We start from the raw sequence: 23,390 nt of genomic DNA on the forward strand, positions 1-23,390 counted from the left end.
TGAGAGGATGAACAACGACCGGCAGCCAGACGAGCCGTACTGTTCGCTACGGGCCGACAACGAGGAACGGTGGTCGTTCATTCAGCAGTATCTCGAAGACCACCATCGAAGCGCTCTGGACATCGGCTGTGCAGAAGGGTATTTCACGAACGCCGCCGCCGAGTTCGGACTAGAGGTAACGGGGATCGAGATGGACGAGGATCGGTACAGGCGCGCTGAGGCGGAGTTCGGAGCGAACGAAAACTGTCAGTTCCGATTACAGCGTATCACACCGGAGAACGTTTCTGAGCTCCCATCGACCGACGTCACGTTTCTGCTGACGATTCAGCATCACTGGGTCGGTGCATATGGTATCGAAGAAGCGACGCGGATGTTGAAGGTCGTCGGGCAGAAGACGAGTCTCCTACTTTACGAACCCCCGGGGACGATGTATCTCTCAAAAGCCGACCCGATACATCCTGCTGAGAGTATCTCGAAGTATCGGTCGTATCTGCTGGATATCTTTGATGGGACGGCAACCATTCGGGATGTCGAATTGTTCGATCACGTGAACGAAGGAGAGTACACGGATCGGCGCGATCCACTCTTCGTGATCGATACGGCAGATATCTGAGCGGTTGACTAACGGGGGGTACTTTCGATATTCCAGTTATATTTCAACCCCCTCTTCACCTCGGACAATGCCCACCTTGGTTAGTGGCGACGTTGCAAGATCCGAGCACTCTCTTTCTAACCCAGTTGAAATACCGTTGAAAAGTTTGATACTGTATCTGCTCGTCAACCATTCATGGCATTCGGGGAGCGTATCTCGTTCGTGACCACGGGTGACGATGCGGATGAACGCCTCATCCGAGAGTACGTCGTTCCGGCGGTCGATCGACTCGAAGCTATCGACGACTGCACGGGCGTACGGTTCTCTCGGTTCGGAATGGACCCCCGATACGACCGGAGTGAGGTAATGCTCGGCATCTACGGCGACTTTGAGACCGTAATTCGTTCCGAACGCGACCGATGGGACGCCCTCGTCGAAGACGGATACGCCGAATCGTGGTCTCGCGAGGGACCGCCGTTCGCGGACAAATCCGAACCGGTTCAGCGGTTCCTCGGTCGGGCTTACGTTCTCGGTAGCGGTATGGCGTGCGAATACTTCGACCGGTTCGAGGACCGGCCGGAACTCGTCGAAGAGGTTGCAGACGACGACGGTCGGCGGTACGGCCTCTGGTGTGCGTTTCACGTCCTCGCGAACAACATGGGCTATCGCGCGGAGGAAGAAGTCGATGCGTACGAACGCCTCCTCCGAGACCGACTCGTTTCGCTCACGGAACTGCGTGACTACGATTTCGTTCGCGACCGTATCGAAGACGTCCGTACCGAATTAGACGAACTCGAATGCACCGTCGACGAACTCGAAGAGCGAGGGGGATTCGACTACTACTCCGGCCCAAACCGACGCTAGTCACTCTCTACTTTCTCTGTGACGCCGTCCGAAGGTGGAGATGCAAGTATCTCCGACTACGTGTCAGTACCCAACCATTATACGATCGTAAACTGCGGTTCGAACTATGGTTTACGAGACCGGAAATCGGACGGTCGACGGCGCGGTAGAACGGGTTCTCGGCGGAGAGAGACTCGACCGGACGGACGCCCTCGCACTCGTCGCACAACCGGTCGAGGAGTTAGCTCCGGCGGCGGACTACGTTCGCGCCCGGTACGGCGACGACACCGTCGACGCCTGCAGTATCGTCAACGCGAAGGCGGGCAACTGTACGGAAGACTGCGGGTTCGGCGCGCAGTCGGCCCGCTTCGACACCGGAACCGACTCCTACGACTTCCTCGACCCCGACGAGATTCTCGCGGCCGCGAAGCGCGCCGAACGCGACGGCGCTCAGCGCTTCGGAATCGTCGTCGCGGAGGAGGGCGTGAGCAAGGACCGCCGCCCCGAGGAGTGGGCGGACGTCCTCCGGGCGATTCGTCTCGTCCGCGACGAGACGGACGTCGAGGTGGACGCGAGTCTCGGCATCCTCACCGCGGAGGAAGCCGAGATACTCGCCGAAGAGGGCGTCTGCCACTACAACCACAACATCGAGACGTCCCCCGACTACTTCCCGGAAATCGTCTCCACTCACTCGTTCGAAGACCGAGTGAAGACGCTCGAACGTGCAAAGCGCGCGGGAATGGACCTCTGTGCCGGCGTCATCCTCGGCATGGGGGAAGCGCCGACGGACCGTATCGACGCCGCCCTCGCCCTCCGCGATATAGGCGTCGCGTCGCTTCCGGTGAACGTCCTCAACCCGGTCGAAGGTACGCCCCTCGGCGACGCGGACGAGGCGGCCATCACCACCGAGGAGATCATCCGGACCATCGCCGTCTACCGACTCCTCCATCCGGAGGCGCGCATCCGCCTCACCGGCGGCCGGGAGGTGAACCTCGACGTAGACGAACAGCACCTCCCGTTCGAGGCCGGCGCGGACGGCATCCTCACGGGCGACTACCTCACCACGACGGGGCAGTCGCCGGCCGACGACCTCGAAGTCATAGCGGAGGCCGGACTCCGTCCGAACACGGACGTCAACGATTTCGACCCCGAGGCGGTCAAGCGGCGCGGGCGCGACGACGTGCCGTCCGTCGAGACGGCGGCGGGGACGGCGACCGGCGACGCAACCGAGGACGGAACTCGAAACTGAGTGCGAACGACCTCCCATTACGGTAGACGAACGCCTCGCCCGAACTCACAGTCTGTTACTCGACGTCTTCGAGTCTCTCGCGAACGCTCTCGGCGTCGAGTTCGTCTATCTCGTCGAGTCCGAGAGAGACGACGAGAGGGTAGAAGTGGCGGTTCTTCTCGAAACTCTCGTCGAACTCGTACTCGTAGTCGGCTTTGAGCATCGCGTACGCCCTGTCGAGGTTCCGCCGCACGTCGTGCGGGAGGTACATGTACGTCGGCTTCTGCTCGTCTTTGACGGACATCGCCGGCGACTCCTCTCTCGCCGACGCGTCTTCCTCTTCTCCGCTCTCGCCGTCCGTCGCGTCCCTCTCCGCGTCCGGAGCGTCGGACTCCGTTTTCGCGCCGTCTTCCTCGTCCGTCGCTACGGTCTCGTCGGTCTCTCCGGTCCCACCGCTTCCGTCTCCACTCTCGGCGTTTTCGGTCTCTTCCGTCTCTGTCGTCTCTCCTCTCTCTTCCGTCTCGTTCTTCTCTCCCGTCTCGCCCGTCTCTTCCGCCTCTCCTCTCTCTGCTGTCTCTTCCGTCTTTGTCGGTTTTGCTGTCTCTGCCGAACTCGTCGTCTCCGCCGAATCCGCCGTCTCGGCCTCCGTTCGCTCCTCGGATTCGTTCTCGGCGTCGGGTTCCTCTCCGTCGTCTTCGTCCGCGGCGAAACCGTGTGCGCGGTCGCGGGCGCGTTGGCGACGGCGTCGGAGTCGGTCGGCGCGGTCACCGTCGCTCATGCGTTCGCCTCCGCGAGACCGAACTGTTCGTCGAGGTTCGCCGCCACGTCGAGGAACGTCTCGCACATGTCGCAGTCGGGGTTGAATTCGAGGAGCGACACGCCGGAGTCGAGGGCTTTCTGCACGTCGGCGCGTTCGCGGATCTCCCAGACCGGAACGTCCTCGAACGCGGCGTTTATCCAGTCGACCATCTCGCGGGCCTGCTTCTTCCGCACGTCGATGCGGTTGACGACGACGCCTCGGTCCCGGATGTCTATCTCGTAGTCGTACTCTAGGGCGTCGATGTGGTCGAAGAGCAACTCGAAGGCGCGCTTCGACGTCGACTCCGCGAGCGCGGGGATGAGGACGTTCTGCGTCGCAAACAGCGCGTTGTCCATAAGGTTCCCGAGGTTCGGCGGGCAGTCCACGATGACGTAGTCGTAGCCCTCTTCCACCTCACGGAGGACGAGGTCGAGTTGTTCGCCGCTTCGACGCGCGAGGGTCAGTTCGGGCTCGGCGGCCGTCATGTCGATGTTCGACGGGATGACGTCCATCTCGGGGTGTTCGCGGACGATGTTCGTTATCTCCCCCCGCTTCTCGGCGTCCGTGAGGCAGTCGAACAGCGTCGGCGGTTCGTCGTCGTACGCCTCCATCAGACCGAGGTTCTCCGTTGCGTTCCCCTGCGGGTCCAAATCCACGAAGAGTACGTCGTGTCCGCGGGCGTTGAGTGCGCCCGCGACGTTGATGGCGATAGTCGTCTTCCCGACGCCCCCTTTCTGGTTCGACACGCAGAGTTTTACTGGTCCGGCCATACTGACTGTCTTTGCCGTCTAAACTTATAGGTTGAGTATGGCCGGCAAAACTGTCTCTACCGACTCTGTCGACGGCCGGTCGCTATCGTCGGCGACGACTCCCGAACGAGAACCCGCCTCGTTCGCGGCGGAAACACGCCGAATACCCGAAATGATCGATGTATCGCCCGAGACGCGAACGTGATGAATCGGAGTTGACCACCGATTCGAGGAAGCAAATACGGTTTTGACGTAAAAGATAGACGAAATTCCTAGATCGGTTTTCTCTCCTAGACCGTCTTTGCCCGTTCGCTCCCGGACGGACAGTACCTCTCTGACATCCTTTCCATCTCTATCGTCTCTTTCATCTCTTCCGTCTCTCCTTTCTTTCCAATCTTTGCTGTACTAACAGGTTTTGACGGATTTGCTATCAAAACTATCTCGTTCGTCTTTCTCGTAAAGATGGCCCCGGCAGGAAAAGTAGTCAAGCCATCAAAGATAGATTTGCTAGCAAAGAGGGTTGGGAGAGTAAAGCGAAACGAACTGTGCGAGACGGACGAGAGATGGAAGACGAGAAAGAGATGCGAGATAGACGAGCGAAGCGGGACGTGGAAGAGATGCAAGAGAGAAGCGAGGAGAAAACAGGGCGACCCGACAATCGGGACGAATTCGGGGTTTCGAAACCGACCGTGACCGTCCTCACCCGGCCGTCTTCGTCCGACGGGCCCACGTTCGACGGCTCTCCCCCGCGGCGGCCGTGGATATCGTTTCATACCCGTAGGTTCTACAGGCGGGTATGAACACGGGCCGCGAGAGGGCATCCCCCTTCGGACGGGTCGTCGGGAACCCCGCCGTACAGACGCTCGTGACGATGGCCGTCGTCTCCCTCTTGACGTGGTGGAGTTTTCTGGTCGGCTCGACCGGACTGTTCGTCCTCGCCCCGCCCATCTTCGACCCGCCGTGGGGCCTCGTGACCAGCGTGTACGCCCACGCCAACCCCGCGCACCTCCTCTCGAACGCGATGCTCATCGCCGTCGCCGGCGGCATCGTCTCGCTCTCGACGACTCGGCTCCGGTTCCACGCCTTCTTCCTCTCGACGGGCGCACTCGCCGCCGTCGCCCAAGTGTGGTCGGGCGTGATTCTCGGGAATCCGACGGCGGTCCTCGGGTCGTCCGGGGCGGCGTTCGCGCTGGTCGGCTACGTCCTCGCTTCGAACCCCGTCTCGGCGTCGCTCCTCGACCGGTTCCGCCTCCCCGCACGGGCCGTCGTGGTCCTCGTCGCCCTCGTCGCGTTCGCCCTCACGCTCACCTACAGCGCACCCGGAAGCGCGCTCGTCGCGCACTTTACGGGTGCCGTCGCGGGGCTGACCGCCGGCCGCTTCCGCCTCCTCCGCGACGACGCGCGGTGACGGCCTCGCCCGGGTAGCGTTTCTCCGTCTCGCTGTGTCTTCGCTCGGTCGCACTGGGCCCCTCCCCGTCGCGCTATTTCCTCTCCGCGTCCGATTCTGTTCGTCCGACCCCGCCCCTCCACCTCCCGGTTTACCGCTTCGAGACGGGATACTTCGCGGAGCGAACACGGTCTCGTTTCCCCTACTGTCGTAGGACGGATAAACAGAATAGTAGAGTTATTTTGTCGAATCGCTATTCGAACCGGCTAGTTTATGGCGTTCCGTCCTGTACTAGCCGCTGTCGAAGCCGGCCACCACACCGGCGACGCACACGCTTACAACCATGTCCACGCAAACACTCATCGTCGGCGGTGGTCACGTCGGCCGCTTGCTCGCCCGACGGATGGACGAACGCCGCGAGGCGGTCCACTTCGTCGACGACAGCGAGACTGCGGTTCGACGCGCACGGGAGAACGGAGTACCGGCACGGGAAGCGACGCTGACCAGTCCGCGGTCGTTGGACGACGTGGGTGCCGGCGACGCGGAGACGGCTATCGCGGTGTCGTTGGAGGACAGCGTCAACCTGCTCGTCGCGCAACTACTGCGCTGTCGGTTCGACGTTCCGCGAATCGTCGTCCTCGTCAACGACCCGCGGAACCACGACGCCTTCGACGGACTCGGAGTCGAATCAGTCTGTGCGGCGACGGCCGTCACCACGGCCATGCTCGAGACGACGTTCGACCTCGATTCGGCGTCGGACGGTTCGTCCGTCGAACTCAACGCCGACGACGGGTCCGAGTCGGAGTCCGACCGGCGTCCCGCGCGGCCGTTCGACTTCGGGAGTCGCCTCCGTTCGAAGACGCTCGCTACCGGCCGGTTCGCGGAGTCGGCCCGAAACCGAATCGCTCGCGGGAGGAGGTCGAACTAATGCAGAAGGCGTTAGAACGCGACCTCGGCCTGTTCTCCGTTCTCGCCATCAGTATCGGCGCGATGGTCGGGAGCGGCATCTTCATTCTTCCCGCTCTCGCCGTCAAAATCGCCGGCCCCGCCGTCATCCTCGCGTACGTTATCGCCGGCCTCCTCGTGTTGCCCGCGGCGTTGTCGAAGTCCGAGATGGCGACGGCGATGCCCGAAGCGGGCGGGACGTACCTGTACATCGAACGCGGGATGGGCCCGCTTCTCGGAACGGTCGCCGGACTCGGGACGTGGTTCTCCCTCTCCTTTAAGGGCGCACTCGCCCTGGTCGGCGGCGTCCCGTACCTCCTGTTGCTGTTCGACGTCCCCCAGAGCGTCGTCACGCCCGTCGCTCTCGTACTCGCGGCGCTTCTCGTTCTCGTGAACCTGTTCGGCGCGAAGCAGACCGGCCGTCTCCAAGTCGGCATCGTCGCGATAATGCTCGCGGCACTCGTGTGGTTCGCCGTCGGCGGGACGCCGAGCGTCCAACAGACGAACTACAGCCCGTTCTTCACCGGCGGCGTCGGCGGTCTCTTGGCGGCGACCGGACTTGTGTTCGTCTCCTACGCGGGCGTGACGAAGATAGCGAGCGTCGCCGAAGAAGTCGAAGACCCCGACCGGAACATCCCCCTCGGCATCGTCGGTTCGCTCGCGTTCACGACGCTCCTCTACACGCTCATCGTCGCGGTGATGGTCGGCGTCACCGACCCCGGAACCATCGCCGACACCTCGACGCCGATGGCCGTCGCCGCGGAGGCGACACTCGGCACCGCGGGCGTCGTCGCCATCGTGGTGGCCGCCATCTTAGCGCTCGTCAGCACCGCGAACGCGGGTATCCTCTCGTCGTCGCGGTACCCCTTCGCGATGGCTCGCGACAACCTCGTCCCCTCCTCACTGTCGGTCGTCAGCGACCGGTTCGGAACGCCGAGCACGTCTATAACGGTCACGGGGGTCGTCCTGTTACTGCTCATCGCGTTCGTCCCAATCCTCGACATCGCCAAACTCGCAAGCGCCTTCCAGATTCTGGTGTTCGTCCTCATCAACTTCGCTATCGTGGCGTTCCGCGAGGGTAACGTCGAGTACGAACCGTCGTTCGAGTCGCCGCTCTACCCGTGGACGCAGGCGTTCGGCATCGTCGGCGGCGTGGTCCTCCTGACGCAGATGGGGACCGTCCCGTTCGTCGGCGCTGTCGTGATGACCGCCGCCGGTATCGTCTGGTACTACGTGTACGCGCGCCCGCGAGTGGACCGCGAGGGCGCGGCGATAGACGCCGTCCGCCGACAGATCGGTCAGAACGCGGTCGAACGGACGCGCGACACCATCGAGGAGTGGACCAGCGGCTACCGCGTCCTCGTGGCGCTTCCCGACGATGTCTCGAAGGACAGAGAGCGGTCGTTCGTCCGCGTGGCGGCCGACCTCGCGCGTCCCCTCGACGGCCGCGTGACGGTCGTCCGCTTCCAGGAGGTCCCCGACCAAGTCCCCTTGGCGCACGCCTCGGAGGTGGAGTCGCCCGCCGACCTCCAGTTCGAGCGACAGACGGACGAACTCGACGAGGAGTTCGACGTGCCGGTCGATAGCGGCACCATCGTCAGCCACGACACGAAACACGCCGTCGTCAACTACGCCGACCACGAGGAGGCCGACATGCTCCTGATGGAGCACGACCCCGGCGCGTCGGGTCTCCGCGGCCGCCTCTTCGGCAACGACACCGACTGGGTCATGCGACACGCGCCCTGCGACGTGACGCTCCTCGACGACCGCGGCCTCGACGAGATAGAGACGGTCGGCGTCCTCACGGACGAGGGTCCCTACGACCCCACCAAGGTCGCCGTCGCGGACGCCCTCGCGTCCGAGGCGGGGGCCACGGTCGCGCTGAACCACGCGGTGGACGTGGAGTCCCGCCCGACGCGGGCGCGGACGATACGCGAGTACCACGAAGAGATCGGGCAACTGTGCTCTGCGCCGGTTCGGACGGGACTGCCGTTCGCCGACGGCGGCAGTTCCGACGAACCGCCGCACGACGACGACGTGTTGGTCGTCGGCGTCGGAAGCTCCGACCAGACGCAGTCGCGCATCGTCGACGAGTGGGGCTGTTCGGTGTTGATGGTTCACGGGCAGGACGCACGGCGGCGCGGCCGCCTCGCCCGCCTCGCCGACCGCTGGCTCTTCTGAGCCGCCTCGAACCGCTCGGCTCACCCCCTCTGACGGAGCAAAACACATATCGGCCTCTCGCCCGGTCATCGTAGCATGGCGTCGACATCGATTGACGACCTCGACCGATACATCATCTACGCGCTCCAACAGGACGCGCGACACACGTCGGGGGGAGACATCGCGAAGGAACGCGGCGTCTCCGCGAGCACCGTCCGCAACCGAATCAGCAAGCTCGAATCCAACGGCATCATCCGCGGGAGCCACCTCGACGTCGATTACGAGGCGATGGGCTATCAACTGTACACCATCATCTTCTGTACCGCACCCATCCCCGACCGAGAGAAACTCGCGAAACAGGCGCTCGACGTGGACGGCGTCGTCTCCGTCCGGGAGATAATGACCGGCGACGAGAACGTTCACATCACCGCCGTGGGACGCGACAGCGACGACCTGAGCCGAATCGGACGGGAGCTCAGCGCGCTCGGGTTCGAGATAGCCGAAGAGGAGATCATCCGCAACGAGTACACCTGCGCTTACAGCCCGTTCGGGCGCGACGTCGAGGACTCCGACTGACGCTTCGGGACGCTCACGCCGTGCGCGTCGGTAACTCGGCGAAGCGGAACCAGAACTCCTCTAAGGCGCGCGCGAGTTCGACGAACTCCTCGGGTTCGACCGGCTTCACCAGATAGGCGTTCGCCTGCAGTTCGTAGAACTTCGTGATGTCTTCCTTCGTCTGCGAACTCGTCAGGACGATGACCGGAATCCGCGAGAGGTCCGTATCGTCCTGTATCTCTTCGAGGACCTCTTCGCCGGCCTTCCGCGGGAGGTTGAGGTCGAGGAGGATTATGTCCGGCCGCGGCGCGTCGGCGTACCCCTCGCGTCGGTAGAGGAAATCGAGCGCTTCGACGCCGTCGGAGGCGACGTGGAGCGTCGTCTCGACTTCTCCCTCCCTGAACGCCTCTTTCGTCAACCGTACGTCGCCGGGGTTGTCCTCGATGAGGAGGATCTCTATCGGGCCTCGGCCGTCGGTTTCGTCACTCATTGGTTGAAGGTAGCGTAAAGGAGAACGTCGAGCCCTCGCCGGGCGCGGAATCGAGCGATATCTCGCCGCCGTGGCGTTCGACGATGCGTTCACAGAGCGCCAGTCCGATGCCGGTACCGTCGTACTCCTCGCGGGTGTGGAGCCGTTGGAACACCTCGAACACCCGGTCTTCGTCCTCGGAGTCGATGCCGATGCCCTCGTCCGTGACCGAGATTTCCCACCGCTCGCCGCTGCGTTCGGCGGCGACGTGCACGCGCGGCGGTTCGTCGCCCGAGTACTCGATTGCGTTCTCCAGCAGGTTCTGGAACACCTGCCGGAGTTGGCTGTCGTCGCCCTTGACCGTCGGAAGCGTCTCCGCCGTGACTACGGCGTCGCTCTCCGTTATCGCCCGTTCGAGGTCGTTGCGAACCTCGTCGAGCACGTCGTTCAAATCGACCGGTTCGAGCGGTTCGCCGCGCGTCTCCACGCGCGAGTACTTGAGCAGGCTGCGAATCATGTCGCGCATGCGGTCGGCCCCGTCGACGGCGAACTCGAGGAACTCCCGTCCTTCCTCGTCCAGTTCGTCGCCGTAGCGGTTCTCGATCAGTCGGAGGTAGCTCGAAACCATCCGCAGGGGCTCTTGGAGGTCGTGCGAGGAGGCGTAGGCGAACTGCTCTAAGCGCTCGTTGGACTCCTCCAGTTTCCGCTGGTACTCCTTGCGCTCGGTGATGTCGTGGATGTATATCGACAGTCCGGACTTCGACGGGTAGACGTTGTACTCCAGCCACGCTTCGAGTCGCTCGTCGTACAGTTCGAAGTTGACGGGCGCTTGCGTCTCCATCGCCTCGCAGAACTCCTCCCAGAGGCGGCCGTCGGACCGTTCGGGGAACTCCTCCCAGAACGACCGTCCGACGAACCCGGACTGAGAGAGGCCGAACAGCTCCGCGGCGCGTTCGTTGAGGTGCGTGAACCGCCACTCGTCGTCGAGGGCGAAGAACGCGTCGGAGATTCGACCGAGGATTTCGCTCAGTTCGGTTTCGAGCTCCGACTTCCGCTCTTCGAGTTGCCGTTCGCGCTCTTTCTGCGCCGTGATGTCCTCGATGGCGACGACGACTCCGTTGTCGTCGCCGACCATGCCTTCGAGGGGAACCACGTTTATCGAGAGCCAGCGACGGTCGCCCTCCGTCCAGTCGGACCGACAGTGGAAATCGTACACGGGCTGGCCGGTGTCTATGACCCGCGTCCACGGTCGCTCGTCGTTCGGAACGAGGTTCCCCGCGCCGTCGTAGAGGTTCTTCGATTCGATGGAACTGCCCTCCACGGAGGGTTGGTCGGCGCCGAGGAGGTCGAGCGCTTGCTGGTTGGCCCGCACGAACTCCCTGTTGGAGTCGAGTACGCAGATGCTGACCGGCGCGGTTTCGAGTATCTGCTCGGTCAGGTCACGCTCTCTGCGGAGTTGGAGTTCGAACTCCCGTTGCTCGGTCATGTCGCGGGTCACTTTCGTGAACCCTTGGAGCGTACTGTCGACGTCCCGGATGGCGGTGATGACGACGTTCGCCCAGAACCGCGTGCCGTCCTGTCGAACCCGCCAGCCCTCGTCTTCGATGTGACCCTCTCTCGCGGCGGCGTCGAGGTTCGTCTCCGGGACTCCGGATTCGGTGTCCTCCTCCGTGTAGAACGTCGAAAAGTGCCGACCGACTATCTCGTCTTCGGAGTACCCCTTGATGCGTCTGGCTCCCTCGTTCCAACTGGCGACGGTTCCGTCGGGGTTGAGCATGAAAATCGCGTAGTCTTTGACCGCCCTCACGAACGCGCCGAACTCCCGCAGTTCGGACTGCTGGTCGTCCGACTCCGCCTCGTCCGGCGGTCGCCACCAGATGCGGGTTCCGTCGACGACCTCTTTGGTCCGTACCTCGCCGCGGTCGGCGGACGTCTCTAACGCCCGTTCCGCGGACCGTTCCGGACACTTCAGTCGCTCCGCGACTTCGGACGTCGTGTACGGTTCGTCGGCGTTCGAGAACAGGCGCTCTACGTCGCCTCGTGTGACGTCCGACGTCGAGCCCGAGTTCATCGTGTGACCGTTGTCGCTGGAGAGAACCCCGTTCGCGGTTGGGTTCGGCGTCTGTACTGCTGTTCTACGATTACCGTTCGCGATATGGGAGGGGTGTTCATCTGTTTGCTCACGTTCCTCTGTGCCACTTCGTTCGGAGGTAGTCCCCCGGCCTGCGGTTCGATTACCCTTCATCCAGAGGGTCGAACTCGGCGCTTCCGCACTCGCAGGCTCCGCTGGTTCCGACGACTCGAAAGCTCCCTGCGGTCGTCCGCTGGACAGGGTAGATGGCCCCGCACTCGGTGCACCGTCCGAGCGTTTCGGGGTCGCCGCCCGAGGTGGGCCGCTCCGTCATTCAGCCGCACTCAGTTCATCCGCGCCGACCGTACCGACTCTATCAGCCGTCGCGCGGTCGCCATCTCCGGTCCCGGTGCGGCCCGGTTCTCCTCGGCGTCGTACTCGACGATTCCGGCCTCGTCGAGCTTCGGCAGGTGGTGGTGGTGGAGTTTGACCTCCATCCGTTCGACGGCTTGCTCGGGCAACGCGTCCAACGGAACGCCTCTCTCTTCGGCCGCGGTCCACCCCGCGAGGAGGTGGACGTGGTGCGAGCGGTTCTCCTCTGCGAGTATCTCGACGATGGCCCGTCGCTGGTCGTTCGCCAAGAGGGCGAGCTGTTCGTCGAGGTCTTCGGACGGGAGGGTTCTGTTTTCTGTGACTGCCATCGGACTCTCTGTTTCAAGACGAGTTCTCCTATCCGCAAAAGTAGTATACCTAAAGTGGTAGGCACGGGCTACGGGCGGCGGTCGAGAGGCCACTGACGTACGTTAGCGGATCTCTCGCTCCGTCTCCGTCGACTTCCGGTCGAATCGGCCTTCCGCCGGGTCACCTTCGGCGCTGGTTGTCGAAACCAGAGAGCGCACCCGAACGTGTTCGGCGCAAACGACTGTGACGTACCGCCGGAACTACCGACTGTATGATGGACTCACACTCGACTCGACGCACGTTCGCCGCGGCCCTCGGGACGTTCGCCGTCGGCGCACTCGCGGGATGTACCGGAAGCGGTGCCGAAGGGGACCAATCGGGCGGCGACGGCGGCGAATCGACGCCCACAGAGACGGAGACGCGGACGGCGACGGACGCCGAGAGTTCGGCGTCCGGCGGCGGCGGAGCGTCGCTCGACGGGTGGTTCGAGGGCGTGAGCAACTACGACGGCGTGGTCGATAAGACGGGCACCTCGGAGGTGACCGTCGCCGTCGGCGCCAGCGGAAACAACGGCAACTACGCGTTCGACCCCGCGGCCGTCCGCGTGGACGCGGGAACGACCGTCGTCTGGGAGTGGACGGGGAAGGGGGCGAGCCACAACGTCTCCGCGGAGGACGGCACGTTCGAGAGCGAGATGACAGACGAGGAGGGCCACACGTTCGAGCACACGTTCGAGGAGGGGGGCACGCACAAGTACGTCTGTACGCCCCACAAGGCGATGGGCATGAAGGGCGCAGTCGTCGTCACCGAATAACGTCGGTGAGCAGCCGAGTTTCACTCGGCGACGCCGAGCGACGACTGCCGACGCCGCTCTCTTTTCCGGAGGATGCGCCGCGTCGCACGCGGCGGTCGCGTCCGGGTGACGCGGGACGTTCCCGGCGTCGCCGCTACCCTTTCGTCGCTCCGGCCCCGTGACCGACAGGAGCGAACGATGAGCGTCACAGTCCACCTCGACGAGAACGAGAGCGTTCGGCTGACCGACGAAGTCGTCGAGACTCGCCCGCCGGACCGAATCGCGTTCGCGGTCGAAGGAACGATAACGATGACCGAAGACCTACTGGGATCCTTCGCGGGAGCGACGCTGAATCCCGTCCGAATCGACGTCTCCGGCGACGGGTCCCCCGCCGTCGCGATCGACCTCGCGGCGGAGTCGTCGCTCCGACTGGAAACCGTCGACGTCGGCGTGGAGACGCCGGACGCGGACGACCTCTCACCGGGGTTAGATTCGCTTTCCCCGGGCGGAGACGACGACTCGGAGACGACGGGTTCCCGCCCCGGCGCGATAGCGTTCACCGTCGAGGGGGCGATTCTGGACGTTCCGGCCGAGACGTTCGAATCGCTCCCCGGCGCGCCGCGGACCGTCGAGACGCTCACCTTCGCCGTCGAAGGCCCGGTTCGGACCGACGGCGGGCGGGACGACGTGCTCCTCGATTTCACCCTCCTCGGCTACGGCGTCGTCGTCTACCGGAACGGCGTCGTCGAAATCGGAACCGGCGGGACGTTGACGGACGTGGGCCTCCCCTGAGCTATCCCAATCGGAGTACGGTTCGGACGATTCCGTCAGCACCGTCCCGCGGATTCTCGTACATCTCCGATCTCCACACCGTCCAATCGGTAGCCGAACGCCCGAAGCGTGTTCTCACCCGCTTCCGTAAGCGAAAGACGTTTCGAACGGCCGACGGTCTCGACGTCGATGTACCCCCGCCGGACTAACGGCTTAGTGATGTGACTGTCGAGAAGGCGATACTCGCTTTTTGCGTTTGACGCGTCGTGGTCCGCGATAAACGGGAGTTCTTCTTCTCGTCCGTAGTCGATCACATCGCTCTTCCGAGCCTCGCCTTCCTCGTAGAGGTAGGCCAAGACCGCAACGTGTTGCGTATCCGGGCTGTCCATCGGGTAGGTCGGCAGTTCGGTGATGGTACGGATACCCTCGGCAACGTCGCCCTCCGTCTCGGCGGCATAGCGTTCAGCGCGGACGTAATAGGGCGTTGCACCCGTTGCCATACACGCTATCATCCCGCCGATGGCCGTGATCTTCGACCCCGACGCGAGATTCACGTACACCTCGTTATCGTCCCCGAAGGCGGTCGCGACTTCGGCGATCGTTCCGATAGAACCGTAGAAGTCGAAGATGTCGCACGAGACCGATTCGTGAGGGATATTCCGCTCGGTGAGGCGATGGCGTACTGTCTCCGCGTACGATGGGTGATCCGTTCGGTCTTCGTACTGCAAGAGGACGACCCGATCGGCTCGAAGGCGCTCCGCGGATAGTACGATGCGGTCGTTCTCGTACCCGACCGGCATCACATGTACGCGCTCTGCGACGTCCATGGTCGATTCGATGACCGCGTGGACCATAGTGACTGTGACGACAATGCCGACATAGTCTGATCTGTGTCATGACAGTTCACTTACTGTTAGGCCGTCTCTGCGTACTCGTGAATCACCTCCCTACTACCGACAGCGACCTCTCGAACGCGATAGCCGCTGAACGCGAGCGTCAGCGCGATACGTTGGCGATGATCGCCTCCGAGAACTATGCTAGCGAGTCCGTGCTGGAAGCGCAAGGTTCGGTGCTAACGAACAAGTACGCCGAGGGCGACCCCGGCAACCGATACTACGCCGGCTGTGAACACGTCGATACCGTAGAGGAGATAGCTATCGAGCGCGCGAAAGAACTGTTCGGCGCCGAGCATGCCAACGTTCAGCCCCACTCCGGCACGCAAGCGAACCTGGCGGCGTATCTGGCGCTACTGGAACCGGGCGACCGGATCCTCTCTCTAGAACTTTCCCACGGCGGCCACCTCTCACACGGCCACGAGAGAACGTTACCGCACGATCACTTCGAGGTATTCCATTACACACTGGACGTCGACACCGGTCGCCTCGAGTACGATGCCGTCGCGGAGCGCGCTCGGGAAGTGAACCCGGACCTTCTCGTGTCCGGCTACTCGGCGTACCCGCGACGAGTAGATTGGACGCGGATGCAGGCGATTGCGGAGGAGGTGGACGCCTACCACGTGGCCGATATCGCTCACCTCACGGGTCTTATCGCCGGCGGCGTTCACCCGTCGCCCGTCGATACCGCCGACATCGTCACCTGTTCGACGCACAAAACGATCCGCGCGGGTCGCGGTGGGATGGTCCTCTGTGACCGGGAGTACGCGGATATCGTCGATAGAGCGGTGATGCCGGGTTGCCAAGGCGGCCCTCTGATGCACAACGTAGCGGGGAAGGCGGCGGGGTTCGGTGAGGCGCTGAGGCCCGAGTTCGAGGAGTACGCGGCCGCTATTCTGGAAAACGCCGAAGCGTTATCGGAGCAACTGCGAGCGCGAGGCCTCGAACTCGTTTCGGGCGGAACCGACGTACACTTCGCGCTGGTCGACCTTCGAAACACACACCCGGAGCGAACGGGGCTCGCCGCGGAGAGAGCCCTCGAAGAGGCCGGTATCGTCGCCAACAAGAGTGCCGTCCCAGGCGACCCGCGGCCGCCAACGCGCGCTAGCGGTCTCCGGTTAGGTACTCCGGCCCTCACGACCCGGGGCTTCGGACCGGACGACCTGCGAACCGTCGCAAATCTCGTCGTAGACGTGCTCGAAAATCCAGCGGACGACGCCGTCGAAGCGGCGGTCCGAGAGCGCGTCTCGGAACTGTGCGACGAGCACCCCGTATACGAATAATATCTTACGAGAAAAAGTACCACACCGCGCGTCACCGACCGAGGGCGGGCGTCCTCAGTCGTCGCCGCCCATCACCCGTTCGGAGACGGGCGTCGGTTCGCCCGCCGAGTCGGACTCGACCGACCGCACGCGGAACCGCTTTTTCACCACGTCGTAGGCGAACACGACCGTCCCGAGGATGAGAAGCGAGTCCCCGGGGAGTCGCGCCCAGAACAGCGTCTGGACGATGCCGGAGTCGTAGAACGCGAGACTCCGCGAGAACGCGTAGTTCTGGGTGAACGCGGCCTCAAGTTGGAGGAATCCGACCGGGAGGACGGAGACGAACACCATCACCGCGAGGCCGACGTTCCACAGCCAGAACGCCCGCCGGAGGTTCGTCTCGTCCCACGCGTCGGGCCGGACGGTTATCCTGAGCATGTAGGTGGCCATCCCGAGGGCGAGGAAGCCGAACGCCCCGAACATCGCCGCGTGGGCGTGGCCGACGGTGAGGTAGGTGCCGTGCTCGTAGTAGTTCACCAACGGGAGGTTGATGAAGAACCCGAGCACCCCCGCGCCGACGAAGTTCCAGACGCCCGAGGCGATGATGAACATGAACGGTAGCTTGTAGGGGAACTCCGTTCCGCTCGTCGCCAAGGCGCGGTACTCGTTGATGGCCTCGAAGAGGATGAGCACCAAGGGGATGAGTTCGAGCGTCGAGAAGACGCTCCCGAGGGGGAGCCACACGTCGGGTTGGCCCACCCACCAGTAGTGGTGGGAGACGCCGATGACGCCCGACCCCATCACGAACAACGCCTCGAAGGCGACGGCTTTCTCCGCGGACCGCCGCGAGAGGAGGTTCATGCTCACGAGCGTCAAGGCGACGATGGCGAGGATGAAGAACTCGAAGGCGCCCTCGACCCACATGTGGACGACCCACCAGCGCCAGAACTCCGTCGTCACGATGTTCGTCTGCGGGGTGTAGAACATCCCCGCGGTGAACAGCACGGCGATGGAGCCGCCGGCGTACAGTATCATGTGCGCCAGCCCGTACGGCGCTTCGCGGTCCAAGAGGGGCTTGAACCCGCGGGCGACGAGGACGGCCCACACGAGGAAGCCGCCGAGCAGGCCGAACTGCCAGAGCCTGCCGACTTCGAGGTACTCCAAGCCCTCGTTACCGACAATCCACCACAGCGCGCCGTCGATGTACCCCTGCGCGCCGAGCCAGATGCCGGCGAAGCCACCGACGACGACGACCAACAGCGCGCCGAGCAGTCCGTTGACGTACCGCCCTTGGTTCGACGGTTCGTAGCCCGTCAGAAGCGGCGGGAGGAACAGTCCCGCGCCGAGCCACATCGTGGCTATCCAGAGGATGCCCAAATCGAGGTGGTACGTCTTCGCCAAGGCGAACGGGAGGTACGACAGGATGTCTATCCCCAGCAGTTCGTTGAGGCCGAAGAAGTCGCCCCGTTCGATGTAGTAGTGCGCCAGCAACCCGCCCAAGAACACCTGTCCCACGAACAGCAGGGCGGCGAGGGGGACGAACCGCGTCGCGGCGCGTTGACTCGGCGTCAAAGACAGTTCCGAGGGCTTCGGAACGGTGACGCCCTTCGTCTCCGGTTCGGGCAGTTCGACCGACTTGTAGAGCCAGACGCCGATGCCCGCGCCGGCGACGAGAAGCACCATGGCGATGACGCTCCACGTCATCGTCCCGGCGGTGGGGACGTTACCGGCGTCGGGCGCGTACGGCCAGTTGTTGGTGTAGGTGTGGTCGCTCCCCGGCCGGTCGGTGTGCGAAATCCACGCCGTCCACATCGCGAAGTCGGCGAAGCGCTTCGCCTCCTCCTCGGAGTCTATCATGTTCGCCGGGACGCCGTGTTCGGCGGACCCCTCGTGGTACCGTTCGACGTAGTCCTGCCGAACCTGCTGGTGTGCGTACACCTCGGCGGCGGAGTACTCGACGGTTCCCTCACCGCCGGTGGAGGCGTCGAGTTCGCGTTCCACCTGCGACTTCACGGCGGCCTTCTGGTCGGCGCTCAGTTGCTCGTACGAGGAACCGTACCGCTCCTCCGCGTAGTACTCGCGCATGTACTGGACCTTCGAGTCCAGCGCTTGCGCGGTGAAGTCCTCGCCGAAGTACGCGCCGTTACCCAGTATCGACCCGTGGTTCATCAGGCCGTCCTGCTGGAAGACGACCTTCCCCTCCCGAATCTGCTCGGCCGTCACGACGGTCTCCCCGTCGGGGCCGGTCACGCTGTCCGGTATCGGCGGCGCGTTCGCCGCGGAGTACCACGCCCCGACGCCCATGACGACGAGGTTGAAGACGAACACCGCCACCAGTAGTTTCGCTACTGTCTGTCTCGTTACCCTCATAGTTGGTCGTCGGCCCCCCACCGACTAAAGCGCGGAACGAACTTCCCACGGTCTGAGAGCCCGCCGAACATGTTCCGGCCGGGAACTACGGCGACGGGACCCGACGCTACCGGTCGAAAAAAGCACCAATTATTCGGCCGCTCGGAGACGGACGGCCGGCGTCTATTCGACGTACAGCGACGCGGCGATGACGGAGAAGCCGACGGCGGTCAGGACGCTCTCGACGAGGAGGGCGTAGTCGGGGTCGAAAGCGAGCAGTTGGTCGACGACGCCCGCCGTCATCGACCCGAGGGTGACGATAGCGAACCCGACGAAGAGGGCCTTCAGCGCCCGTCGCCCGGTCCGTCGGAACGCCTTCCACGTGACGAACGTCACCAGACCGCCGAGCACGAGCGTCACCGTCTTCGCGACGACCACCGCCAAGGCGAGGGGCGGGTCCGTCGTCATCGTCGCTCACGCTCCGCTCTGACCTCGGACCACAGGTCGGCCAACTGGTCGGCGGCCGTCTCCGCGCCCTCCTCGACGCGGACGTTCAACGCCAGTCCGTCCGCCTCCTCCTCGACTGCGAGCACCACCCGGTCGAAGGTGAGTCGGTACGTCGCCGCCTCGCCGGCGTGGAGTCGCTTCTCCGCGAGGTTCGCCTCGACGAGGCGTTCGAGCTTCCGGTACACCGTCGAACGGGGGAGTTCGCACTCGTCGCAGATCTCGTCGGCGGTCATCGGTCGGTCCATCCGCTCGACCATCCGCTGGCAGTCGTCGTCGTTCAGCACGCCGAACACCGACCCGGGGTCCGGCGCGAGTGCGTCCGCGAGTGGGTTCGTGCTCATCTGTGTCACCGTCGCTCGCTGCGCGCCGCGTTCGTCGCTCGCTACGTCGCGTCGGCTCCGTGTCTGTGTTGGGTTTCGCCCCTCACTCCGATTTACCGTCCGAGCGGACGCGAACGCGGGTGACGTGCCCGCCGCACCCGCAGCGTTCGACGTACTCCCACTCCACGTCGTGGTCGCTCGCTTCGAGTTCCTCGTAGAGGTACGTCTCCGGGTGGCCGTTGTCGCCGTGCGTGACGAGGTTGACGTGGTTCCCCGGCGTCGTGTGGGCGACGGCGTCCAACGCCTGCCGCACGACGAGTTCCCTGTCGCCGGCGTGGACGGGGTGTTCGAGGTTCGCCGACCACGAGTTGTCGTGGACGCGGTCCGTCACCGGTTCGACCGTTTCCTTCGTCCCGTGCGATTCGCCAGCGTCGGATTTCGCGTCGCTCATACTCGAGTGTCGGCGTCGGGACACCCTGAACGCTCCCCCGAACACGTTCGGGCCTCACTTGTCGGAGTCGAGATACTCCTTGATGACTCGCCCCTCCGCGCGGTGGAGCTTCTCGCTGGTCGTGGACTTCGCGAGTCCGACCCGCTCCGCGAGCTCCGTCAGCGTACAGCGCCGCGGCGAGTCGTAGTACCCCTCCTCGACGGCGGTTTCGAGGAGTCCGCGCTGGTCGTCCGTCAGGAGCGACTCCATCTCGACGGTCTGTTTCACGGACCGGAGGTCGAAGGGGATGCCGAACGCTTCGAACTGCGCGCCGAGTTCGGAGAGCCTGTCGCGCGACGCCGTCACCTCCAGTTCCGCCTCGCCGTCGCGGATGGCGATGGGGAGTTCGAGGGGGACGCCCGCCTCGCGGATGGAGAGGAGCAACAGCGGTTCGGTCGTCTCGAACTGCACGAGCGCGGCGTCCTCCCGCACTTCGAGCAGGTTCGTCGAGAGGACGCGCTCGTCTTCGTCCATCTCCGCTATCACCGTATCGAGGTTCGACCCCGACAGTTCGACGAGGCCGACGCCCGTCTCGTCGGACGGCATCGCGGCGAGCACCTCGAACGTCACGTCGGGGTTCGCCGTCGAGAGCTCCGACACCCACGTCTGCTCCGGCAACGTTATCGCTAAGGTAGCTCGCGGCATGGCTGAGTCTTCTCACTCCGTTTGAAAGTAGTTGCGGACGGTCGCTCGGTCGTCCGCCGAGGCGACGACGCGCGCCGCCGGGTCCCGAAGCGCGCCGACGAGTCGGTGGGACAGTCGCTCGACCGTCCGTCGCTGTTCGTCCGTCACTCCGCCCTGCGCCTCCAACCGGCGGAGCGCGCGCCGGACCTGTTCGCGGCGCATCCGCTCTACGGGCCCGCCGACGTCCGCTCCGGCGGCTTCGTCGGCATCGACGGCCGCCTCGGTGCGGGCGGTCACGACTCCGTCCTCCCGTCGGCCGTCGGCGTCGGGCCGTCGTATCCGGGCGGAACGTACGGACAGAGGGGGTCGCTCCCGAGGGGGTCGCCAGTGTGCGCGTAGGCGCGGGACCGACTTCCGCCGCAGAGTCGGTTGAACGGACACGCGCCGCACTTCCCGCGGAGCCGATCCCTGTCGCGGAGCGACTCGAACAGGTCCGACTCCCGGTATCGCTCGACTAAATCCTCCTCCCGGACGTTCCCGACCGACTCCGGGAGGAAGCCCGAGGGGAAGATTTCGCCCGTGTGGCTCACGAACGCGAAGCCGTCGCCGGCGACGATTCCGCGCCGCCGCGAGACGCCCGTCGGGGGGCCGCCGCCCGACTCCCCGTCGTCGGCTTCGGCCCGTCGCCGTTGGACCCTGACGCGACGGTAATGGGGTGCCTCCGTCGTCTTGAGTCCGAACGGTTCCTCGTCGCTGACGGACGCCAGCCACTCCATCACCTCGTCGGCGCGGTCCGGCGACACCGGGTCGAGGAGACGCCCCCTGCCCACGGGGACGAGGAAGAACACGGACCACATCGCCGCGCCCACCTCCGAGACGATGTCGCGGATGCCCGGCAGTTCCCCGACGGTTCGACGGCAGACGGTCGTGTTTATCTGGAGGGGGAGGCCGGCGTCGCGGGCGAACTCGGCGGCCGCCATCGTCTCCTCGAAGCTCCCCCCCTCGCCGCGGAAGTCGTCGTGCGCCGCCGGACTCGCGCCGTCGACGCTCAGGGCCATCCGCCTCAACCCCGCGTCGGCGAGTTCCTCGACGCGTTCGCGCGTCAGCGACGACGTTCCCGACGGCGTGAGCGTCACTCGCAGACCGAGGTCGGTGCCGTGGGAGACCAGTTCCGCGATGTCGTCGCGGGCGAGGGGGTCGCCGCCCGAGAGGACGACGAGTTGCCCGTCGCCGAACGCCCGCGCCCGTTCGAGGAGGCGCTTTCCCTCCTCGGTGGTCAGTTCGTCCGGGTGGCGGTTCGGTTGCGCGTCGGCGCGACAGTGGTCGCAGGCGAGTTCGCACGCCTGCGTCACCTCCCAGACGAGGACGAACGGTCGCTCGTCAGTGTCCACGCCGACGTGCGGCGGTTTCGGTCGCTCTCGCGGGGATGCGTCGTCTCGTGACATGGTGGAACCGACGCCGCGCGGGCGTCGTTCGGACGGTGGGACGGACGCTCCCTCGCTCCTCCCCCGAACATGTTCGAACCGACAACGGCCGCTCGGCGTCTCTCTGACGGGAGAGTCGCCGACGGCCTGCTCGTGTCTCGACGAGGGATTCGACTACCGCTCGTCTCCGCTACGTCGCTCGGCCCCGAGAGAAAAATACCGCGTCGGGTTCGACTCGGCGGCCGTCGTCGCGATGCCCGCCGAACCGACGGATTGGTGGCGCACCCCGTCGACCCCCTCGGTGTCCATCGGCCGAGGGGGAACTCCTGTCCGAGAGCGACCGTCGCGTCCGAAAGCGATGCCCCGACTCACGTGTTACTGCTGCGGGTCGGGGTCGAACACCTCGGTGTTCTCCTCGCCCTCGGCGCGGACGATGCTCAGGCATCCCTTGCGGGCGACGCGACTGAGCGAGTGGTCCACGAGTTTGTAGTCGCCGGGGACGGGGAAGTCCATCGTGGCGATGGTGGTGCTCCCCGGCGGGACGAGTCGCGTCTGGATGTGCTTCTGCGGCTTCGTGCTCAGCGACCCCTCGGGGTAGAGCGTCTCCCAGACGTTGCCGATGGGGTGGAAACTGCTCGCGAGGTTCGGCCCGCCGGTGACGAAGAACACCCGGGCGGTGTCCCCCGTCTCGACGGTGGCCGCCGGCCCGTACTTCTCGGGCGTCGTCGCGTACTTCTCGCCGTTCATCAGCACGTACGTCGGATCCTCGGCGGCCATCGCGTCCACCGAGAAGCCGTGCTTACCCGTCTCGCCGGTCTCCTTGTCGGTGTACACCTCGTGTTGGCCGATGTACAGTTCTTCGTCCACCTCCGGCATCCCGTCCTTCGGTTCGACGAGGATGATGCCGAACATCCCCGCCGAGATGTGCATGTCCATGTTCGGCACCGCGCAGTGGTAGATGTACGCGCCGGGGTAGGTGGCCTTGAACTTCAGGTGGGCCGTCTCGCCCGGCGCGGTCGTCGTCGCCTCCGCGCCGCCGCCCGGTCCGGCGACGGCGTGGAAGTCCACGTTGTGCGGCATCGAGTTCGAGTCGGGGTTCTCGAACGTCAGGTTCACCGTGTCCCCCTGCCGGACGCGGATGAACGGCCCGGGAATCTGCCCCCCGTAGGTCATGAAGTCGAAGGTGACGCCGTCCTCTATCTCGGCGGTCACCTCCTCGGCGGTGAGCGTCACGTCCACCTCGGCGGGTTCGCTTCGGTCCAACGGACCCGGGATGTCCGTCGGGTCCGCGGCGACTCGGTCTACGTCCTGCTTCGTCTGTTGCGCCACGGTCGTTTGCTGCTGTTGGGTCTGTTCAGCGCTCGGTGCCTCCGACGCGCATCCGGCGACTGCCGCCACGCCGCCGAGTCCGAGTGCCTGTAGCGTCCGCCGCCGCGTAGTTTTCAGCATCGTGGTCACCTCACATCTGGGAGAAAACA

General features: G+C 64.7%; 25 protein-coding genes. 11 read left to right on the plus strand and 14 right to left on the minus strand.

What is annotated here, in order from left to right; all coding sequences use genetic code 11:
* Positions 1 to 7 precede the first annotated feature (7 nt).
* The 3 genes from BLS11_RS15635 to bioB all read left to right on the plus strand — a co-directional run bounded on the left by BLS11_RS15635 (position 8) and on the right by bioB (position 2,684).
* Positions 8 to 613, plus strand: a complete 606-nt coding sequence (locus tag BLS11_RS15635; RefSeq protein ID WP_092538718.1) for a class I SAM-dependent methyltransferase — start codon at positions 8 to 10, stop codon at positions 611 to 613.
* A 174-nt stretch (positions 614 to 787) separates the two neighbouring features.
* Positions 788 to 1,456, plus strand: a complete 669-nt coding sequence (locus BLS11_RS15640; protein WP_092538719.1) for a hypothetical protein — start codon at positions 788 to 790, stop codon at positions 1,454 to 1,456.
* A gap of 106 nt (positions 1,457 to 1,562) precedes the next feature.
* On the plus strand, positions 1,563 to 2,684 hold the full coding sequence (gene bioB / locus BLS11_RS15645) for a biotin synthase BioB (protein ID WP_092538720.1): 1,122 nt from the start codon (positions 1,563 to 1,565) through the stop codon (positions 2,682 to 2,684).
* A 55-nt stretch (positions 2,685 to 2,739) separates the two neighbouring features.
* Here the strand turns inward: bioB and BLS11_RS15650 are convergent, their stop codons facing one another.
* Positions 2,740 to 3,441 carry a DUF8160 family protein gene (locus BLS11_RS15650; protein WP_092538721.1) on the minus strand — a complete coding sequence of 234 codons (702 nt, stop codon included), beginning with the start codon at positions 3,439 to 3,441 and terminating at the stop codon, positions 2,740 to 2,742.
* Positions 3,438 to 4,232, minus strand: coding sequence for a ParA family protein (locus BLS11_RS15655; RefSeq protein ID WP_092538722.1), 795 nt, complete (start codon positions 4,230 to 4,232; stop codon positions 3,438 to 3,440). The genes BLS11_RS15650 and BLS11_RS15655 overlap by 4 nt, the downstream gene beginning before the upstream one ends.
* A gap of 441 nt (positions 4,233 to 4,673) precedes the next feature.
* On the opposite strand from BLS11_RS15655, the gene BLS11_RS19090 reads away from it, so the two are divergent.
* From BLS11_RS19090 to BLS11_RS15675, 5 genes are all read left to right on the plus strand, one after another.
* Positions 4,674 to 4,904 (plus strand): hypothetical protein, encoded by a 231-nt coding sequence (locus BLS11_RS19090; RefSeq protein WP_139172808.1) that lies wholly within the window; start codon positions 4,674 to 4,676, stop codon positions 4,902 to 4,904.
* A gap of 103 nt (positions 4,905 to 5,007) precedes the next feature.
* Positions 5,008 to 5,619 carry a rhomboid family intramembrane serine protease gene (locus BLS11_RS15660; RefSeq protein ID WP_092538723.1) on the plus strand — a complete coding sequence of 204 codons (612 nt, stop codon included), beginning with the start codon at positions 5,008 to 5,010 and terminating at the stop codon, positions 5,617 to 5,619.
* Positions 5,620 to 5,941: 322 nt separating this feature from the next.
* On the plus strand, positions 5,942 to 6,526 hold the full coding sequence (locus BLS11_RS15665) for an NAD-binding protein (protein ID WP_092538724.1): 585 nt from the start codon (positions 5,942 to 5,944) through the stop codon (positions 6,524 to 6,526).
* A complete protein-coding gene (locus BLS11_RS15670; RefSeq protein WP_092538725.1) occupies positions 6,526 to 8,724 on the plus strand; it encodes a universal stress protein in 2,199 nt (732 codons plus the stop codon). The genes BLS11_RS15665 and BLS11_RS15670 overlap by 1 nt, the downstream gene beginning before the upstream one ends.
* A gap of 75 nt (positions 8,725 to 8,799) precedes the next feature.
* Positions 8,800 to 9,279, plus strand: coding sequence for an Lrp/AsnC family transcriptional regulator (locus BLS11_RS15675; RefSeq protein WP_092538726.1), 480 nt, complete (start codon positions 8,800 to 8,802; stop codon positions 9,277 to 9,279).
* A 13-nt stretch (positions 9,280 to 9,292) separates the two neighbouring features.
* Here BLS11_RS15675 and BLS11_RS15680 read toward each other — a convergent pair whose 3' ends face one another.
* From BLS11_RS15680 to BLS11_RS15690, 3 genes are all read right to left on the minus strand, one after another.
* Positions 9,293 to 9,748, minus strand: a complete 456-nt coding sequence (locus BLS11_RS15680; RefSeq protein ID WP_092538727.1) for a response regulator — start codon at positions 9,746 to 9,748, stop codon at positions 9,293 to 9,295.
* Positions 9,741 to 11,798, minus strand: a complete 2,058-nt coding sequence (locus tag BLS11_RS15685; RefSeq protein WP_092538728.1) for a PAS domain S-box protein — start codon at positions 11,796 to 11,798, stop codon at positions 9,741 to 9,743. The genes BLS11_RS15680 and BLS11_RS15685 overlap by 8 nt, the downstream gene beginning before the upstream one ends.
* A gap of 344 nt (positions 11,799 to 12,142) precedes the next feature.
* Positions 12,143 to 12,499 carry a DUF7344 domain-containing protein gene (locus BLS11_RS15690; RefSeq protein WP_092538729.1) on the minus strand — a complete coding sequence of 119 codons (357 nt, stop codon included), beginning with the start codon at positions 12,497 to 12,499 and terminating at the stop codon, positions 12,143 to 12,145.
* Between the two features lie 251 nt (positions 12,500 to 12,750).
* Here BLS11_RS15690 and BLS11_RS15695 point away from each other — a divergent pair, with 251 nt between their 5' ends.
* The gene (locus tag BLS11_RS15695) at positions 12,751 to 13,293 is read left to right on the plus strand and encodes a halocyanin domain-containing protein (RefSeq protein ID WP_092538730.1); all 543 of its coding nucleotides are present in this window, start codon (positions 12,751 to 12,753) and stop codon (positions 13,291 to 13,293) included.
* Between the two features lie 177 nt (positions 13,294 to 13,470).
* Positions 13,471 to 14,064, plus strand: coding sequence for a hypothetical protein (locus tag BLS11_RS15700; protein ID WP_092538882.1), 594 nt, complete (start codon positions 13,471 to 13,473; stop codon positions 14,062 to 14,064).
* Positions 14,065 to 14,099: 35 nt separating this feature from the next.
* Here BLS11_RS15700 and BLS11_RS15705 read toward each other — a convergent pair whose 3' ends face one another.
* Positions 14,100 to 14,870, minus strand: a complete 771-nt coding sequence (locus BLS11_RS15705; protein ID WP_092538883.1) for an HFX_2341 family transcriptional regulator domain-containing protein — start codon at positions 14,868 to 14,870, stop codon at positions 14,100 to 14,102.
* A 107-nt stretch (positions 14,871 to 14,977) separates the two neighbouring features.
* On the opposite strand from BLS11_RS15705, the gene glyA reads away from it, so the two are divergent.
* Positions 14,978 to 16,219 (plus strand): serine hydroxymethyltransferase, encoded by a 1,242-nt coding sequence (gene glyA / locus BLS11_RS15710; RefSeq protein WP_394327403.1) that lies wholly within the window; start codon positions 14,978 to 14,980, stop codon positions 16,217 to 16,219.
* Positions 16,220 to 16,273: 54 nt separating this feature from the next.
* On the opposite strand, the gene BLS11_RS15715 is transcribed toward glyA, so the two are convergent.
* The 8 genes from BLS11_RS15715 to nirK form a co-directional block, all read right to left on the minus strand.
* Entirely contained in the window at positions 16,274 to 18,568 is a 2,295-nt protein-coding gene (locus BLS11_RS15715; protein ID WP_092538732.1) for a nitric-oxide reductase large subunit, read from the minus strand.
* A gap of 162 nt (positions 18,569 to 18,730) precedes the next feature.
* On the minus strand, positions 18,731 to 19,015 hold the full coding sequence (locus BLS11_RS15720; protein ID WP_092538733.1) for a DUF7521 family protein: 285 nt from the start codon (positions 19,013 to 19,015) through the stop codon (positions 18,731 to 18,733).
* A complete protein-coding gene (locus BLS11_RS15725) occupies positions 19,012 to 19,395 on the minus strand; it encodes a winged helix-turn-helix domain-containing protein (protein WP_092538734.1) in 384 nt (127 codons plus the stop codon). Before BLS11_RS15725 ends, BLS11_RS15720 begins: the two co-directional genes overlap by 4 nt.
* Before the next feature lie 82 nt (positions 19,396 to 19,477).
* Positions 19,478 to 19,825, minus strand: a complete 348-nt coding sequence (locus tag BLS11_RS15730; protein WP_092538735.1) for a CGCGG family putative rSAM-modified RiPP protein — start codon at positions 19,823 to 19,825, stop codon at positions 19,478 to 19,480.
* Positions 19,826 to 19,879: 54 nt separating this feature from the next.
* On the minus strand, positions 19,880 to 20,509 hold the full coding sequence (locus tag BLS11_RS15735) for a helix-turn-helix domain-containing protein (protein WP_092538736.1): 630 nt from the start codon (positions 20,507 to 20,509) through the stop codon (positions 19,880 to 19,882).
* 12 nt (positions 20,510 to 20,521) lie between these two features.
* Complete coding sequence (locus BLS11_RS15740; RefSeq protein WP_092538737.1) at positions 20,522 to 20,785, minus strand: hypothetical protein; 264 nt, start codon at positions 20,783 to 20,785, stop codon at positions 20,522 to 20,524.
* Positions 20,782 to 21,933: a TIGR04053 family radical SAM/SPASM domain-containing protein gene (locus tag BLS11_RS15745; RefSeq protein ID WP_092538738.1), complete on the minus strand. Its 1,152-nt coding sequence runs from the start codon at positions 21,931 to 21,933 to the stop codon at positions 20,782 to 20,784. Before BLS11_RS15745 ends, BLS11_RS15740 begins: the two co-directional genes overlap by 4 nt.
* Before the next feature lie 354 nt (positions 21,934 to 22,287).
* Complete coding sequence (gene nirK, locus BLS11_RS15750; protein WP_092538739.1) at positions 22,288 to 23,361, minus strand: copper-containing nitrite reductase; 1,074 nt, start codon at positions 23,359 to 23,361, stop codon at positions 22,288 to 22,290.
* Between the last annotated feature and the right edge of the window lie 29 nt (positions 23,362 to 23,390).

Source organism: Halopelagius longus (assembly GCF_900100875.1).
GTDB lineage: Archaea > Halobacteriota > Halobacteria > Halobacteriales > Haloferacaceae > Halopelagius > Halopelagius longus.

Coding starts and splice junctions, on each gene's coding strand:
- BLS11_RS15635 (WP_092538718.1), top strand. CDS start 8: ATGAACAACGACCGGCAGCCAGACGAGCCGTACTGTTCGCTACGGGCC.
- BLS11_RS15640 (WP_092538719.1), top strand. CDS start 788: ATGGCATTCGGGGAGCGTATCTCGTTCGTGACCACGGGTGACGATGCG.
- bioB (WP_092538720.1), top strand. CDS start 1,563: ATGGTTTACGAGACCGGAAATCGGACGGTCGACGGCGCGGTAGAACGG.
- BLS11_RS15650 (WP_092538721.1), bottom strand. CDS start 3,441: ATGAGCGACGGTGACCGCGCCGACCGACTCCGACGCCGTCGCCAACGC.
- BLS11_RS15655 (WP_092538722.1), bottom strand. CDS start 4,232: ATGGCCGGACCAGTAAAACTCTGCGTGTCGAACCAGAAAGGGGGCGTC.
- BLS11_RS19090 (WP_139172808.1), top strand. CDS start 4,674: ATGGCCCCGGCAGGAAAAGTAGTCAAGCCATCAAAGATAGATTTGCTA.
- BLS11_RS15660 (WP_092538723.1), top strand. CDS start 5,008: ATGAACACGGGCCGCGAGAGGGCATCCCCCTTCGGACGGGTCGTCGGG.
- BLS11_RS15665 (WP_092538724.1), top strand. CDS start 5,942: ATGTCCACGCAAACACTCATCGTCGGCGGTGGTCACGTCGGCCGCTTG.
- BLS11_RS15670 (WP_092538725.1), top strand. CDS start 6,526: ATGCAGAAGGCGTTAGAACGCGACCTCGGCCTGTTCTCCGTTCTCGCC.
- BLS11_RS15675 (WP_092538726.1), top strand. CDS start 8,800: ATGGCGTCGACATCGATTGACGACCTCGACCGATACATCATCTACGCG.
- BLS11_RS15680 (WP_092538727.1), bottom strand. CDS start 9,748: ATGAGTGACGAAACCGACGGCCGAGGCCCGATAGAGATCCTCCTCATC.
- BLS11_RS15685 (WP_092538728.1), bottom strand. CDS start 11,798: ATGAACTCGGGCTCGACGTCGGACGTCACACGAGGCGACGTAGAGCGC.
- BLS11_RS15690 (WP_092538729.1), bottom strand. CDS start 12,499: ATGGCAGTCACAGAAAACAGAACCCTCCCGTCCGAAGACCTCGACGAA.
- BLS11_RS15695 (WP_092538730.1), top strand. CDS start 12,751: ATGATGGACTCACACTCGACTCGACGCACGTTCGCCGCGGCCCTCGGG.
- BLS11_RS15700 (WP_092538882.1), top strand. CDS start 13,471: ATGAGCGTCACAGTCCACCTCGACGAGAACGAGAGCGTTCGGCTGACC.
- BLS11_RS15705 (WP_092538883.1), bottom strand. CDS start 14,870: ATGGACGTCGCAGAGCGCGTACATGTGATGCCGGTCGGGTACGAGAAC.
- BLS11_RS15715 (WP_092538732.1), bottom strand. CDS start 18,568: ATGAGGGTAACGAGACAGACAGTAGCGAAACTACTGGTGGCGGTGTTC.
- BLS11_RS15720 (WP_092538733.1), bottom strand. CDS start 19,015: ATGACGACGGACCCGCCCCTCGCCTTGGCGGTGGTCGTCGCGAAGACG.
- BLS11_RS15725 (WP_092538734.1), bottom strand. CDS start 19,395: ATGAGCACGAACCCACTCGCGGACGCACTCGCGCCGGACCCCGGGTCG.
- BLS11_RS15730 (WP_092538735.1), bottom strand. CDS start 19,825: ATGAGCGACGCGAAATCCGACGCTGGCGAATCGCACGGGACGAAGGAA.
- BLS11_RS15735 (WP_092538736.1), bottom strand. CDS start 20,509: ATGCCGCGAGCTACCTTAGCGATAACGTTGCCGGAGCAGACGTGGGTG.
- BLS11_RS15745 (WP_092538738.1), bottom strand. CDS start 21,933: ATGTCACGAGACGACGCATCCCCGCGAGAGCGACCGAAACCGCCGCAC.
- nirK (WP_092538739.1), bottom strand. CDS start 23,361: ATGCTGAAAACTACGCGGCGGCGGACGCTACAGGCACTCGGACTCGGC.